The sequence below is a fragment of the Vibrio sp. D173a genome, assembly GCF_030248475.1.
In genome coordinates this window covers 13,918-28,124 of the sequence record NZ_JAHGAH010000169.1, presented here as the reverse complement: position 1 = coordinate 28,124, position 14,207 = coordinate 13,918, and the positions used below count along the sequence as shown (strand labels likewise).

At 44.3% G+C, this 14,207-nt stretch carries 13 protein-coding genes; 9 read left to right on the top strand and 4 right to left on the bottom strand.

Annotated features, from left to right (window positions below):
• The first annotated feature begins 755 nt into the window (after positions 1–755).
• The 3 genes from KIV40_RS17210 to KIV40_RS17200 are packed head-to-tail and all read left to right on the top strand — an operon-like array spanning position 756 to position 1,413.
• A complete protein-coding gene (locus KIV40_RS17210; RefSeq protein WP_285350414.1) occupies positions 756–950 on the top strand; it encodes a Flp family type IVb pilin in 195 nt (64 codons plus the stop codon).
• A 35-nt stretch (positions 951–985) separates the two neighbouring features.
• Positions 986–1,180, top strand: coding sequence for a Flp family type IVb pilin (locus KIV40_RS17205; RefSeq protein ID WP_285350413.1), 195 nt, complete (start codon positions 986–988; stop codon positions 1,178–1,180).
• Between the two features lie 35 nt (positions 1,181–1,215).
• The gene (locus KIV40_RS17200) at positions 1,216–1,413 is read left to right on the top strand and encodes a Flp family type IVb pilin (protein WP_285350412.1); all 198 of its coding nucleotides are present in this window, start codon (positions 1,216–1,218) and stop codon (positions 1,411–1,413) included.
• A gap of 2 nt (positions 1,414–1,415) precedes the next feature.
• Here the strand turns inward: KIV40_RS17200 and KIV40_RS17195 are convergent, their stop codons facing one another.
• Positions 1,416–2,552, bottom strand: a complete 1,137-nt coding sequence (locus tag KIV40_RS17195; protein WP_285350410.1) for an ISAs1 family transposase — start codon at positions 2,550–2,552, stop codon at positions 1,416–1,418.
• A gap of 132 nt (positions 2,553–2,684) precedes the next feature.
• Here KIV40_RS17195 and KIV40_RS17190 point away from each other — a divergent pair, with 132 nt between their 5' ends.
• The 6 genes from KIV40_RS17190 to KIV40_RS17165 all read left to right on the top strand — a co-directional run bounded on the left by KIV40_RS17190 (position 2,685) and on the right by KIV40_RS17165 (position 8,610).
• Positions 2,685–2,849, top strand: coding sequence for a Flp family type IVb pilin (locus KIV40_RS17190; RefSeq protein ID WP_285350408.1), 165 nt, complete (start codon positions 2,685–2,687; stop codon positions 2,847–2,849).
• Positions 2,850–2,913: 64 nt separating this feature from the next.
• The gene (locus tag KIV40_RS17185) at positions 2,914–3,108 is read left to right on the top strand and encodes a Flp family type IVb pilin (RefSeq protein WP_045374446.1); all 195 of its coding nucleotides are present in this window, start codon (positions 2,914–2,916) and stop codon (positions 3,106–3,108) included.
• A gap of 35 nt (positions 3,109–3,143) precedes the next feature.
• Positions 3,144–3,338, top strand: coding sequence for a Flp family type IVb pilin (locus KIV40_RS17180; protein ID WP_285350406.1), 195 nt, complete (start codon positions 3,144–3,146; stop codon positions 3,336–3,338).
• 202 nt (positions 3,339–3,540) lie between these two features.
• A complete protein-coding gene (locus KIV40_RS17175) occupies positions 3,541–4,197 on the top strand; it encodes a TetR/AcrR family transcriptional regulator (protein WP_285350404.1) in 657 nt (218 codons plus the stop codon).
• A complete protein-coding gene (locus KIV40_RS17170; protein ID WP_285350403.1) occupies positions 4,184–5,512 on the top strand; it encodes an HlyD family efflux transporter periplasmic adaptor subunit in 1,329 nt (442 codons plus the stop codon). The genes KIV40_RS17175 and KIV40_RS17170 overlap by 14 nt, the downstream gene beginning before the upstream one ends.
• Positions 5,509–8,610: an efflux RND transporter permease subunit gene (locus tag KIV40_RS17165; RefSeq protein ID WP_285350401.1), complete on the top strand. Its 3,102-nt coding sequence runs from the start codon at positions 5,509–5,511 to the stop codon at positions 8,608–8,610. The genes KIV40_RS17170 and KIV40_RS17165 overlap by 4 nt, the downstream gene beginning before the upstream one ends.
• A 687-nt stretch (positions 8,611–9,297) precedes the next feature.
• Here the strand turns inward: KIV40_RS17165 and KIV40_RS17160 are convergent.
• The 3 genes from KIV40_RS17160 to KIV40_RS17150 form a co-directional block, all read right to left on the bottom strand.
• Positions 9,298–9,564 (bottom strand): hypothetical protein, encoded by a 267-nt coding sequence (locus KIV40_RS17160; protein ID WP_005429553.1) that lies wholly within the window; start codon positions 9,562–9,564, stop codon positions 9,298–9,300.
• A 281-nt stretch (positions 9,565–9,845) separates the two neighbouring features.
• A complete protein-coding gene (locus KIV40_RS17155; protein WP_285350400.1) occupies positions 9,846–13,004 on the bottom strand; it encodes an efflux RND transporter permease subunit in 3,159 nt (1,052 codons plus the stop codon).
• A gap of 13 nt (positions 13,005–13,017) precedes the next feature.
• The gene (locus tag KIV40_RS17150; RefSeq protein ID WP_285350398.1) at positions 13,018–14,175 is read right to left on the bottom strand and encodes an efflux RND transporter periplasmic adaptor subunit; all 1,158 of its coding nucleotides are present in this window, start codon (positions 14,173–14,175) and stop codon (positions 13,018–13,020) included.
• Between the last annotated feature and the right edge of the window lie 32 nt (positions 14,176–14,207).

The window sequence follows — 14,207 nt, the reverse complement described above, 5'->3', positions numbered from 1 at the left end:
GCTCATATGTGTTAGCTTTTTTGCTTATGCCGTTGTAATACATTTATTAGATTTGCTTAAATACTGGGCATCCATCACTCGTGTTCTAGTTGAAATTAGAGATATCCGATAAGTTTGTCCTCTCCTCACTTCTAACTATTAATCTCAAACCTCACATGTATAAACCATGAAGGCTGAGCATGTTGTTTAATAATCACTCAATTTTCGGGCAATTTGGTTTTCTGTCCGAATTACGCAACAAAGCCTCTAAACTGGTTGAAATCCCAACAATCACAACGTTAATCATGTCTATCCCCCTCTCAATGTAACTTGAAACAAGTACCACGGTTCAGTGTTAACCATTAATGATTACCAAAGCAAAAGGATTAATTAATTGTCATTGCCTTAAATTTTAGAAAGGATGCTACATAAGATTTTCGTGATACCCAACCAATAAACGGATAAATATAAATTAACAATGATTAACAAATCGAATTAATGACGCATTTTTATAAAAAAGACTAAAAAACCAAACTGAGTTCCGTGTTTTTACCTGATATACCTTCGCACCGATACATGAGTACAAATCACACTATTCATTTACTTTAGGTAGATTGTTCATTCTAGATTTAGACGAAGTTTTCTTATTAAAAGCCAAATTTTGTTAATAACGTGGAGTATTGATTCGATAATGGTCATATTGAAATGGTCTCAACGATCTGTAGCTACTTAAAAGTACATCGAGAAACTTTAAATAAATTTCAAAAGGTAAATTAATGAACCTACTTAAATACTTTCTAAATAACGAAGATGGTATTACAGCAATCGAATACGCAATTATGGGTGTCGCAATGTCTTCTGCACTGTTTTACATCTTTGATGAAGGCGGCTTCCTAGAGTCTCTAGAAGATGCTTGGGGAACGATGGAAAATAACATCAAGAACTCTGGCAAAGTACTAGGCAGCAGCTAATCAATCAAATTAAACAACTTTCAAAAGGCAAATAAATGAACGTACTTAAACACTTTCTAAATAACGAAGATGGTATTACAGCAATCGAATACGCAATTATCGGTGTCGCAATGTCTTCTGCAATGTTTTACATCTTCGATGAAGGTGGCTTCCTGGAATCACTAGAAAAGGCTTGGGGTGATATGGAAAGAAACATTAAGAAATCCGGAAACGTACTAGGCAATAGCTAATCAATCAAATTAAACAGCTTTCAAAAGGTAAACAAATGAACGTACTTAAACACTTTCTAAATAACGAAGACGGTATCACAGCAATCGAGTATGCGATCATCGGTGTCGCAATGTCTTCTGCACTGTTTTACATCTTCGATGAAGGTGGCTTCTTGGAATCACTTGAAAAGGCTTGGGGTGATATGGAAAGCAACATTAAGAAATCCGGAAACGTACTAGGCAGTAGTAAGTAAGGCTAGCGCATTTTAACCACAGACTCTAAAAGCACTGAACGGTATTCATCGTTCAGTGCCGCATTCTTTTTCTTTCGAGACATGCTCATCTTCTTGGTAGTATCAAACTTAAACAAGTTGAGTGCGATTTTCCTTAACGCATTGAAAGCTAAGGCACCATTTCTTTTTCGTATACGACATTCATCTTCTCTGAAAGTAATATCTAACATCCAGTGCATACTTTCTACTTGCCAGTGTCCACGAACGGCTTTAAGCGTTTGAACTGCATCTAATTCCAATGAGCTGATATACCAGCGAGTCTCTTTGCTAACCTTGCCCGTCATAGAGTGCTCAACCTCAGAAGTAATTTTAATGATGCTTCTTAGCCCTTCCCACTGATACTGTTTACTCAGCCATTCTTTATCAACTAGAAGTTGCTCACAATGTCGTGTTTCTATTCGACCATGCCCTGCGTCTACATCGGTGTGCTGAGCATAGTTTTTCGCTGTAAACTTCTCTCGACAGGCCTTATGCCACCATGCCTCTAGCTCTGCTTGCATGGTAGAGTGATTTCCTTTTAATGCCAAAACGTAGTCGGCATTGCTTTGAACTATCTGTTTGGCAATCTTACGCTGACAGCCCATTGCATCAAGCGTGATGATGCAGTTCTCGATATCAAGTAAGGCTAACAACTTAGGAATGGCAGTAATTTCATTGCTCTTATCGTCAACGGCTGCTTGGCCTAACACAAGTTGGTTAGCGCAACTCCATGCACTCACTGAGTGAAGAGGATTTTTTCGCCCGCGAGTATCAAAAGAGTGGCGTGCAGTTTTACCGTCAACGGCAATGATATCAGTACCTGTCGTTTGAATTAGAGTCTTCATCCAAGATTGAAATGCTTGCTCAATTTCATCTGCTTTTAGCTGAGCGATAACCCTTGCAATCGTATCGTGACGAGGAATGCCATTATGGAACGGGCGATACTTGCGAAGCCAATCTAAACGATTATGACCAAAATCTTCAATGTCCTCCCAACCCTCTGCGCCAGAAATCACGGCACTAATAGCAAGTAAGAGAATATCTAAGAGTTGATGCTTTTTGCATCTTTCAATACGAGGGTCAACAATGTTATCGAAATGCGCTAGAAACGAATCAGACACGAAAAAGGCTCTAAATGGTTGATAGTTAACAGATCTGATCCGCTAAATTGAGAAAAGTTCAAATTTATAATGCTCTTGCCTTATAGGCAATAGCTAATCAATCAAATTAAACAGCTTTCAAAAGGTAAACAAATGAACGTACTTAAACACTTTCTATATAACGAAGACGGTATCACAGCAATCGAGTATGCGATCATCGGTGTAGCAATGTCTTCTGCACTCTTTTACATCTTCGATGAAGGCGGTTTCCTTGAGTCACTTGAAGACGCATGGGGCACCATGGAAAAGAACATTTAGAACTCTGGCAAAGTACTAGGCAGCAGCTGATCAATCAATTAAACAGCTTTCAAAAGGTAAACAAATGAACGTACTTAAACACTTTCTAAATAACGAAGACGGCATCACAGCAATCGAATACGCAATTATTGGTGTCGCAATGTCTTCTGCTCTTTTCTACATTTTTGACGAAGGGGGCTTCCTTGAATCACTAGAGAAGGCTTGGGGTGATATGGAAAGCAATATTAAGAAATCCGGAAACGTACTAGGCAATAGCTAATCAATCAAATTAAACAGCTTTCAAAAGGTAAACAAATGAACGTACTTAAACACTTTCTAAATAACGAAGATGGTATCACTGCGATCGAATACTCAATCATCGGTGTCGCTATGTCTTCTGCACTGTTTTACATCTTTGATGAAGGGGGTTTCCTTGAATCACTTGAAGACGCATGGGGCACGATGGAGAAGAACATCAACAAAGCTGACAACATCCTCGGTAGCTCTTAATTACCATCCTGTCTAAGCAAGGGAGCCTATATGGCTCCCTTTTTAACTTTCCACCTACCAACCGTCGTACTCTTGTTCCTGATGATTACCTTCTCCCTCACAAATTAATCACTTGATTAAATACTGATTAATTTTTCGCATGTTGTATGAGAAATCAGCGTCTTATAATTAATCAAATGTTTAATATTTTTGAGAGACGATTGTGACGGAAGCTCATCGAAGGGCGGGAAGACCCACAGATAAAATCGACGCACGGGAGAAGCTGATTTTCCATGCGCGCGAACTCTTCAGCATTATGGCTTACGACAAGGTATCTACTCGCCTGGTCGCGCAGAAAGCAGGCGTCAACGTGGCGATGATTCGCTACTACTTTGGCAACAAAGAGGGCTTGTTCGAGACCATGTTGCGCGAAACACTGTCACCAATGCAAAAGCAGATGCAGGCATTGATGTCAGACAGCAATGAGCAAAACTTCCTCGATGTAATGCGAACCTACTACCGCGAGATGATTAAGGTGCCACAGTTCCCGCGTTTGATTGCCCAAGTCATGCATATGCCTCCTTCAGAGACCCAACGTAAGTTGCTCGAAAAAGTTTTCGCTGATATCAGCAAACCAATGCAAGGCGTGATCTTTGATAAGTTAGTCGATGGTGGCGTTTTGCGAAAAGACGCTGACCCTCAACTTTGTCGCGTCTCTTACATCAGCTTAATGGTGTTTCCTTTTATGGCACCACCAGCACTTCTGGCTATTCACGGTATCGAGCTCTCAGAAGCCTTCTTGAACCGATTATTCGAACACAACATACAACTGATGAAACATGGATTTTTAGATTCGGGCGACCAATATGAAAATGAATAAAAAGCTGCTGTTCTTTCCTGCCCTTGCTGTTGGGGTCGTCATTCTATTTTTGGCGATGAGCCTTAAACCAGATTTGCCCGTCAAGCCCTCAAGTGATCGTGCAAGATTGGTTGAAACAATTCCTCTGGAACTCAAAGCCATCGCACCTGTTGCTATTGGCTTTGGTAAAATCGCTCCGAAAGTTGAATGGAAAGCGATAGCAGAAGTATCCGGCAAAGTAGTTTACCGCCACCCGCAACTGGAAAAAGGACAAGTGCTGCAAGCAGGGACGGAAATCTTGCGTATCGATCCACTCGATTACGAGTTAAAACTGGTTCAAGCTCTAGCTGACCTCAAGTCTGCCCAAACCTCTCTGGCTAAGCTGAACCAAGAAGAAGCGAATCTCAAAAGCACACTCAAGATAGAAGCCAACCGCCTAGTTATCGCTAACAAAGAGTTAGACCGTAAACAAAACCTGCGTAAGAAAGGCCTAACTTCCCAATCAGATGTAGACCAACAAGAACAAAGCACGCTCTCTCAACGTAAGGTAGTGCTGGATATCGAAAACCAAATCGGTTTGATGCCGGATGAAAAGCGTGTCGCAGAAGCCCTAGTTAAGGTCAATGCATCAAAAGTCGATGAAGCGAAACGTTCGCTTGATAAAACCATCATTACTTCACCTTACGATCTGCGTATTGCAGAAGTCGAAATTGAGCAAAACCAAGTGGTGAACCTCCAACAGACCATGGTGACCGGACATGGCATTGATGTCATGGAAGTGGAAGCTCAGCTGTCCATTCATGACATGCAAACTTTGGCGGCGAGCATCGGTGAGTTTGTTCGCGACGAGTCCGGTATTCCACAACCTGATATGAATGCGATTCACGCTAACATTGAACTCAACAGCGGTAATCTTTCTGCAAGCTGGTCTGCTAAAGTTGCACGTATCAGTGAAACCGTCGATCCAAGCCAAGCAACTGCTGGTGTGATTCTGGAAATTGAACAAGACTACCGTGCATTAAACCCAACCTCTGCTCCGCCATTGGTGAACGGCATGTTTGTGCGTGCCTTGATTGAGGGGCAAGAGAATCCGAGTTGGGTCATCCCAGAGCGCGCGCTTCATGGCGATAAGATTTACCTGATGGGTGATGACAATCGTCTGCAAGTGGTGACGGTTGAAGTATTATATCGCCGAAATAACCAAGTGGTGATCGATGGCGAATTGGAGCAAGGTCAGAAGCTGATCATCAACGATTTACTACCTGCGATTAACGGCATGCTATTGAAAGAGTCACCAGAACAGTCAGAAGCCACTATTGAGGAGTCTGATTCATGATCCGATTCTTCGCCAAGCACCCAACAGCAGCCAACTTGCTGATGCTAACGCTGCTGATATTGGGTATTTCTTCACTTTCCACGATTAAGCGGGAAACCTTTCCTGAGTTTGACCCGCCCTACATTCTCGCTGGTGTAGTTTATCCTGGCGCTTCCCCACAAGAAGTCGAAGAGAGTATCTGTGTCCGAATGGAAGATGCTGTTGATGGTCTTGCTAACATTGAAGAAACGCAATGTGAAGCGATTGAAGGCTCTGCGCGTCTTATCTTAAAACTGAATGAAGAAGCCGACATCGGCCGCATGCTGGTTGATGTTCAGACTCAGATCAACTCGATTAATGACTTCCCACAAGAGATTGAATCTCCTGTAGTCCAAGAACTAGATTGGAATGAGCCAGTTGTGGATGTCGCGATCACCGCAGATACCACATGGCCAGAGTTAAAAGCGTATGCTGAACAGCTTAAGCGCACGTTAAAGCTCGACTATGACGTATCTTTGGTTGACGTGGCCGGCTTCTCAGACCACCAAGTCAGAGTAGAGTTAGACACTCAAGCCATTCGCCAACTTGGCTTGAGTGTTGGTGATATTGCTGAGCAGATTGGTCGTCAAAACGTCAAGTTACCAAGTGGTAATGTTGAAACGCCAGATAAGAACTTTCTTATCCGCTTTGACGAACGACGCGTGACGCCAGAAGAGCTTGAGACTATCGCCGTGGGCTCTGGCCCAAATGGCTCGATCATCCGCTTAAGAGACATTGCGACGATTACCGATCGGTTTGAATTGGATGAACAAAAAGTCCTCTTCGATGGCCACCCTTCTGCCCTACTAAAAGTCAGCAAAAACAAAGAAGACGATGCGCTACGTATCAAGGAACGTGTTGCTCAATTTGTCGAAGAACAACAAGCCATCGCCCCAGACGGTGTGATGCTACAAATGACCAATGATCTTTCATCCGTACTTTGGGATCGCCTGACCATGATGGTCAAAAACGGTTGGCAAGGTATCATTCTGGTCTTCGCCACCATGTGGTTGTTCTTTAGTTTTCGCTACTCTTTTTGGGTCGCGGCTGGTTTGCCCGTTGCCTTCTTAGGTGGGTTATTTTTGATGGCGCAACTTGGCCTGTCCATTAACATCATGTCTTTGGTCGGGTTACTCATGGCCATCGGTATCATGATGGATGATGCCATCGTTATTGCTGAATCGATTGCCGCTCACCTCGACCGAGGAGAAGAGATAGATGATGCCGTGATTAAAGGGGTGAAAAAGGTACTACCGGGGGTGATTTCTTCCTTCCTAACCACGGTGTGTATTTTCGGTAGCTTGTTATTCCTGCAAGGTGAAATGGGTGCAGTACTTAAAGCGTTACCTCAAGTTCTGATCCTCGTTTTGAGTTTGAGTTTGGTGGAAGCCTTCTTGATCCTACCTAACCACCTTTCTCATTCACTGCATAAACAAAAGCAAGAGCGAAAGACACCCAAGTTCAAACAAAAGCTGCTGGCTTCTTTTGAGAACTTCCGCAACACCACCTTAGTCAACGCAGTCGATAAAGTGGTCGAGTATCGCTATGCCTTTATGGGGGGGGTGGTTGCCTTGCTTCTTATCTCCGCTGCAACGTTAGTAGGGGGGTTACTCAAGTTCCAACCCTTCCCTGAGTTGGATGGCGACATTGCAGAAGCGCGAATTATTCTACCTCCAGGTTCTTCTCTGTCTCAAACGGAAGCCGTCGTCGATAAGATCGTCGCTTCCGCTCAAAAGCTAGATAAAGAATGGACAGAGAAAGTGGAAGACGGCAATCCATTGGTCCTGCACATCACCAGTCAATTCAACGCCAATGCCGACGCGAATGAATCAGGCCCTCACATTGCCACGGTACGTCTGGATTTGCTTGGTGCAGAGAGTCGTAACACACTCATCGATGAATTTATCGATGCATGGCGCGAAGACATTGGTGAACTTGCCGATCCTATCTCACTGGTATTTAAACAACCGACCATGGGCCCGGGTGGACGAGCAATTGAGATTCGAGCGAAACATGACGATCTGGATGCGCTCAAAGCAGCTTCTATCGATATTCAGCAATACTTGAATGAGTTTGACGGTGTCCATGGTGTGTTGGATGACATGCGTATGGGTAAAGAAGAAGTCTTGGTTAAACTGCGTCCGGGGGCGGAAGCTTATGGGATTAACGGCCAGCTCATCGCTAATCAATTACGTGCGGCTTTCTTTGGCCAAACCGCAGACGAAATCCAAGTTGGGGTAGAAAACATTTCTATTGAAGTTCGCCTCGATAAAGCACAAGCCGGTGACTTACAGCAATTGGCAAACTTCCCAATTATCTTGTCCGATGGCAGTCAAATTCCACTCGCGACCATTGCGACTTTGGATTTCCAACGTAATTACGTAAGAATCCAGCGCATTGATGGCTTGCGCACTGTGAGCGTATTCGGCGATATCGACAATACGAAAGCCAACTCAACTGCCATTATTCGTCAGTTCCAACAAGATGAAGCGCCAAAGCTTATGCAAAAGTATCCTGGCCTTCGCTTCGATTTTGAAGGCGAAGCCAAAGATACCGCCGAAACTGGCGCATCAATGGGTAAAGGCTTCTTGCTTGGTTTGTTTGGCGTGTTTGCGATTCTGAGTTACCAATTCCGCAGTTATTTGGAACCATTCGTGGTAATGCTTGCGATTCCACTCGCCTTTATTGGCGCGGTATGGGGACACATCCTACTCGGTCACTCATTAAGTATGCCAAGTATGATGGGCTTCGTCTCATTAGCAGGGATTGTGGTGAATGACTCGATTCTGTTAGTTCAATACATACGCCATCATGTGGATGAAGGAGATAATGTACATGACTCGGTAGTCAAAGCCAGTCGGGAGCGCTTTAGAGCAGTATTCCTGACATCAATGACCACTGCAGCAGGTTTGCTTCCGTTACTGACTGAAACCAGCCTGCAAGCACAGGTTATCCAACCACTGGTTATCTCCATCGTGTTTGGTATTTTTGCATCCACTCTGCTGGTGCTGTTTATGATCCCAGCAGCGTATGCCATTTTAGCTGACTTCGGCCTAGTCCATAAGCACGAAGAAATCTAAAACGACTGATAAGTTTGCTTATCAACATAGACAAGAGCGGCTTAGGTCGCTCTTTTTGTTTTCGGCAAATAGCGTTAAAAGCAATACAAATGCTTAACAAACACAGAGTTATTATGTGGCATTAAGTGCAAATATGAAACCATTAAGAATGCAGTATGTCGAGTTTTATATAACCAATCCAAATGATCACCATAGGATTTATGATAAGTTTTATTATCAAAAACGATATTTGGCACACTTATGACACACACCAACAACACATTCACACCCTGAACTAACGATAATGGAATCATTGATTGAAGAATTAACATTTTAACAATCATTACAACAATGTTAACTTTAGCCTCGTTGGTCGCACTGGTGGTAAGCCTTTCACCAAGCCTATTGTCAGTATGATATGGACGTTCGACCATCTCCAAAATGAATAGACACCCAATTTGGTGCCCTTTTTTCGCCCGTGAAGGTATTCTTCGCGGGCTTTTTTCTATCCGCCGTATTTCTCCTACTCAACTCTCAGTTTTGACGCCCCTCCTCAATCAACAGGCATAAAAAAGCCAACCCATAAATAGGTTGGCAAATAGAGCAACAAGGTTGACGCTGACTGCTCACTAACGTCATGCTTGTATCGGATGCACTCTGGTTAGTCACTCGTCCTTGTGACTAACACGGAATCTTTGTCGTCAGAGGTTATGACTTGGTTGCCTCTGTCTTCTGGCATTTGATCTTTACCAGTTGAGCTTGTTGTTCTTTGATGTGTTTAACAATGCGTTCATCGCGTTCATCAATAGCGTCCATGTTCATTTGTTGGATGTCCGCAACCGCCTCATGCTTCATTGTCGTAAATTCTTGACGTAAATCCGCACTCCACTCTTCTTTGTCTAGAGTGTTAGCAGCAGCGATTGGTGATGACATTACAGCAATAAGACCTAGAGTAGATAGAAATACGCTTTGCATAATAAGCTCCTTAGGGATTAGCAGTTCATTGGGTTGCGCTCTATACATTGCACATAGAGTGCCAACTTTTTAAACCTTTAATATCAATAACTTAAACAAAAGATCATTTTTCTACTATCTGCTCAATGGCGAATTTCACACACACAGTGTTAAATTAACCAACGATATTTATTAATACTTAACTATTCACTGAACTTATAGTATAGATAGTCCATTTCAGTTCGCTTAAGGCACAAAAAAAGCAGCCCGAAGGCTGCTTTAGATTTTCGCTTTAGGTGAAACTAGCTTTGCGTGCTTTCGTTGCCGACAGTGTTTGATGACTGTGATTGGAACTTACCTATCAAACGACCAAAGAATCGTTTAACAATGCGGAAGATGTTTTTAATATCCTCTAGCATCAGGTACAAACAAGGCACAAGAATCAAGGTAAGGACAGTTGCAAACAGAACGGCAAAACCAAGCGCGACCGCCATCGGGATAACAAAACGCGCCTGCAAGCTGGTTTCAAACATGATAGGAAGTACACCTGCGAAGGTGGTAATAGACGTCAGCGTGATCGCTCGAAAACGAGCACAGCCAGCTTCAACAACCGCCTGCTTAATGCTCATACCTTTTTCTCGCACTTGGTTAACGTAATCCGTCATCACCAAGGAATCGTTGATAACCACACCCGCTGCTGCAATTAAACCAAATGTCGACATCATGCTGATGTCCATATCCAGCCAGAAGTGTCCCCAAATCGCCCCCGTTAAGCTAAACGGAATCACCGACATGACGATAAGCGGTTGGGTGTAACTCTTAAGTGGCACAGCCAACAAGATATATACGATGATCATGCCTGCAATGAAGAACATGATTTGCTCGTTACGCTGCGCGGCTTGCTCTTCGATGTCACCACCCAATTCCGTTTTCACACTAGGGAACGCTTGCTTCATGTCTGGTAAGATGTTTTCGTCAATAACCTTCACAACTTCTTGAGGTTCAACCAACTCTTCATCAATAGAACCATAAACGTAAACGGTTTGGTAACCACCTTCTCGTCGAATACTACTCACACCCGGTTGTTCGTTGATCTTCACCACATCACCAAGCATGACCTTTTTACCTGCTGGTGTGGTAATCACAGCGTAACGAAGTGATGAGAAAGCTTCACGCGTCAGTTGCGGGTAACGCACCATGACTTTGATTTCTTCGCCATCACGAATAATGCGTTGTGCTTCGCCGCCGTAGAAACTACCGCCCACTTGTTCTGCGATCATGGTGAGATCCAAGCCCAAATCATAAGCAACCGGGGCAAGTGATAGCAGTACCTCTTTACTACCGGAATCAATAGACGACGAGATATCGTACAAACCTTCCTCTTGCTGTAAGCGACCAATCAAATAGCGACCTGCTTCGTTTAGCTCATTGATATCCGAGCCAAACAGCAAGTAACCAAACTCGTCGCGGTCACCGCCACCTGCACTTTGCTCGCGGATCTTAAAGCTCTTCATGCCCGGAATAACTGGCATTGCCTCACGCCAGCGACGTGCAAGTTCAAAGGTATTGAATGGACGCAATTCTTCATCCACAAGCGGTACAAGAATACGACCTTCAGTACGGCTGCGGTTATAAGAAAGCACATCTCGAATCATCCCCTGACCATGCTCATCAATGATCTGGTTTTCGATTTTCTGCATCACGCCTTCAATGGTTTTTAACGCATTGATGGTTTGCTCGCTCGACACCGTGTCATTCATCTCAATCGTAATCGCCGGATAATCCGTTGGCACTTTCGGGTTTGGAATCACACGTACATAGTTCGAGCTAACTAAAGCTGCACTAATCAGTAACAGACCACAGAAGAAGGCAAACACGGTCCAACGCCAATGGGCACAAACCTTAACAAAGCTGCGGTAAGGACCATTTACAAATCCGAAGAAACGCTTGTTGAAATTATCCCGCCAACCGCCTGCTTTGATTGGCGTAAAGTTAGTGTGGGCTAAGTGAGCCGGCAAGATCAACTTAGATTCTATCAAGCTAAAGATAAGACACAGGATCACCACACCCGCAATGCCGTAGAAGAAGGCACTATCAATCCCACTTGAGAGTAGGAATGGGGCAAACACCGCTATCGTGGTTAACACACCAAAGGTAGCCGGAGTCGCGACACGCTTAACACCCGTCACAACGTTCTCAACACCACCACCCTTCTCTTCGATCTCACTGTAGGCACTTTCTCCGGTTACGATGGCGTCATCGACCACAATACCGAGCACCATGATAAAGGCGAACAGAGACACAATATTCACGGTGATACCCAGCATTGGCATCATCATCACTGCGCCTAAGAAACACACTGGTAACCCCAACATTACCCACATTGCTAAGCGGAAGCGAAGGAATACCGAGAGCATGATGGCAACCAATGCGGCACCTTGAAGAAGGTTCTTCAGCATCATGTCGAGACGACCATTTAAGTAGTAGGTCATATCAACGAGAACTTTCAGTTGAATGTCGTCAGGTAAGGTTTTGTTCTTTGCTTCGATGTAGTTACGAACGGATTCAGCAACTGGGATGATGTTTTGATCACGCGTGGCTTGAACCGCCATGTAGATCGCGTTTTGACCCGAGTATTCGAAGTAACGATCTTCTTCTGTGAAGCCGTCTTTAATCGTTGCGATATCTTGAAGGAGTACCTTCGCACCATTCGCTCCCAGCTTAACTGGGATATTGCGGAACTCATCACCACGGTAGTATTGGTTTTCAATACGAACTGCGATCATGCCTGCATTGGTTTTTACTTCACCTGCAGAATAGTTTGCAGAATAACGACGAATCGCATTACTCACATCGTTCAAAGTCAGGTCGTATTTACGCAAAACAAGCGGATCGACTTCAATCGCAATCTCTTCTTCTGGTGCATTTATATCCACCAGCATAACGTTTTTCAGTTGCAGTAATTCGTCTTCAACTTGCTTAGCGATAGGTTTGAGCTCTTCTAGTGGCCTATCACCCACGAAGCCCATCTCTATCACCTCTTGTCGCCATTCCACCTGATAAACGTTGATGGGTTCCATGCCTGCTGGCAGGTTAGATAAGGTATCTACCCGCTGCTTTACATCGTCCAATACACGTTTGATGTCGGCATTCACATCCACTTCTATCGATACATGAGCGCTACCTCGAGAAGCACGTGCTACGGTCTTTTTGATCCCAGTAACGTCTTTGATCGACTCTTCGACTCTAACCAAAATACTCTCTTCAATCTCTTGAGGAGAGGCTCCTGGGTATGCCGCGTGAATATTAATGTAGTTTACTTCAACGTTTGGAAACATTTGTCGTTGAATGAACATGAAGCTGACGATACCCATCACTATGATGAACACCATCATTAGGTTCGCAGCGACAGAGTTATTGGCAAAATAGGCAATGATGCCCTTTTGTTGATTCTCTTCCATGATTGACTCCTACTTACTGTACGACGGTTTCGGAGTCGTCATTCTTTTTTGCGACTTGGACAGCCATGCCTTTTTGTGGGTACTCCGGCAACGTCAGTACCAACTTGTCTGATTGCTCAAGACCCTCGCCCACGAGTAGGAATTCCCCCTCAGCACGAAGGACATTTACCGTTCTTGGTTGAAGCTCATTTTCACCATTCACAACCCATACAGTGCGGTTTCTCACCAGCTCTTGAGGAAGACGGTAGATATGCTTGAGTTCCTTACCAGTAAAGCTAACTTCAACATACGAGCCAAACTTAATTGGCGGCTGATTATTGTCGAGACCATATGGGTCTCTTACTTGGATGACCATGTTGATCATGCGCGTCGCGCTGTCGATCATACCAAGATCTCGAACGACTTTACCTTCACGAGTCGTCGATAGAATGCCTTGTTGCGTAACCGTTGCGCGCAGCTCTTTCAGTGATTCAGGAAGAAACGCACTGTCAAAGCCAGCGATAGGTACGTGGATTTCCGCCACTTCGATATTGTTCAGTGTTGCCACACGAGAACCAGAAGAAACAAACTGACCCACACCGATTTCACGCTCAACAACGAGCGCATCATATGGCGCTACTACTTTGCAATTTTCTAGGTCACGCTTCGCTCGCTTCAGCGCAGCTTGAGCTGACTTCACTTGAGCCTGAGCACTCAACACATGTGGCTTGCGTAAGTAAAGGTCTGTGACTTGTTTGTCGCTTAACTTTTTCGCTTGGCGTTTTGCGACTTCCGCTTTGGCTTGCTCTTCGATCAACGCAGCACGTGCGCTTGCCAAGCCAGCTTCTGCCTGTAAAACGGCCGCTTCGTAGTTATCACTCTCAATCGTGAATAACACCTCTCCACGCTTAACGATACCACCTGTCACAAAGTTGGGGTGCCAACTGACTACTTCGCCGCTAACTTGCGCCGCTAAGTGTGTTTTCTCGAAAGGAACCATCTCACCATGGCTGGTGATAACCACTTTGTGATCGGTAGGAAAGAGTGAAGAGGTTCGTACCGTCGGTTCAGTAACGGTGTCTTTGGTTGACTCTTTCTCGGGCGCAGTAGCAGCAATTGCGGCATAACCCGCATAAGAACTGCCCACCACAAAGAAGGGTAAAAGCCAACGTAATACTGGTTTTGCTAACATCAAGATTCCTTTTTTATTTTTGTATTCTCCTG

What these genes read in the sequence shown, in the direction of transcription:
- KIV40_RS17150 (WP_285350398.1), bottom strand. Translation starts at nt 14,175, where the DNA reads ATGTTAGCAAAACCAGTATTACGTTGGCTTTTACCCTTCTTTGTGGTG.
- KIV40_RS17190 (WP_285350408.1), top strand. Translation starts at nt 2,685, where the DNA reads ATGAACGTACTTAAACACTTTCTATATAACGAAGACGGTATCACAGCA.
- KIV40_RS17200 (WP_285350412.1), top strand. Translation starts at nt 1,216, where the DNA reads ATGAACGTACTTAAACACTTTCTAAATAACGAAGACGGTATCACAGCA.
- KIV40_RS17160 (WP_005429553.1), bottom strand. Translation starts at nt 9,564, where the DNA reads ATGCAAAGCGTATTTCTATCTACTCTAGGTCTTATTGCTGTAATGTCA.
- KIV40_RS17165 (WP_285350401.1), top strand. Translation starts at nt 5,509, where the DNA reads ATGATCCGATTCTTCGCCAAGCACCCAACAGCAGCCAACTTGCTGATG.
- KIV40_RS17185 (WP_045374446.1), top strand. Translation starts at nt 2,914, where the DNA reads ATGAACGTACTTAAACACTTTCTAAATAACGAAGACGGCATCACAGCA.
- KIV40_RS17210 (WP_285350414.1), top strand. Translation starts at nt 756, where the DNA reads ATGAACCTACTTAAATACTTTCTAAATAACGAAGATGGTATTACAGCA.
- KIV40_RS17205 (WP_285350413.1), top strand. Translation starts at nt 986, where the DNA reads ATGAACGTACTTAAACACTTTCTAAATAACGAAGATGGTATTACAGCA.
- KIV40_RS17180 (WP_285350406.1), top strand. Translation starts at nt 3,144, where the DNA reads ATGAACGTACTTAAACACTTTCTAAATAACGAAGATGGTATCACTGCG.
- KIV40_RS17155 (WP_285350400.1), bottom strand. Translation starts at nt 13,004, where the DNA reads ATGGAAGAGAATCAACAAAAGGGCATCATTGCCTATTTTGCCAATAAC.
- KIV40_RS17170 (WP_285350403.1), top strand. Translation starts at nt 4,184, where the DNA reads ATGAAAATGAATAAAAAGCTGCTGTTCTTTCCTGCCCTTGCTGTTGGG.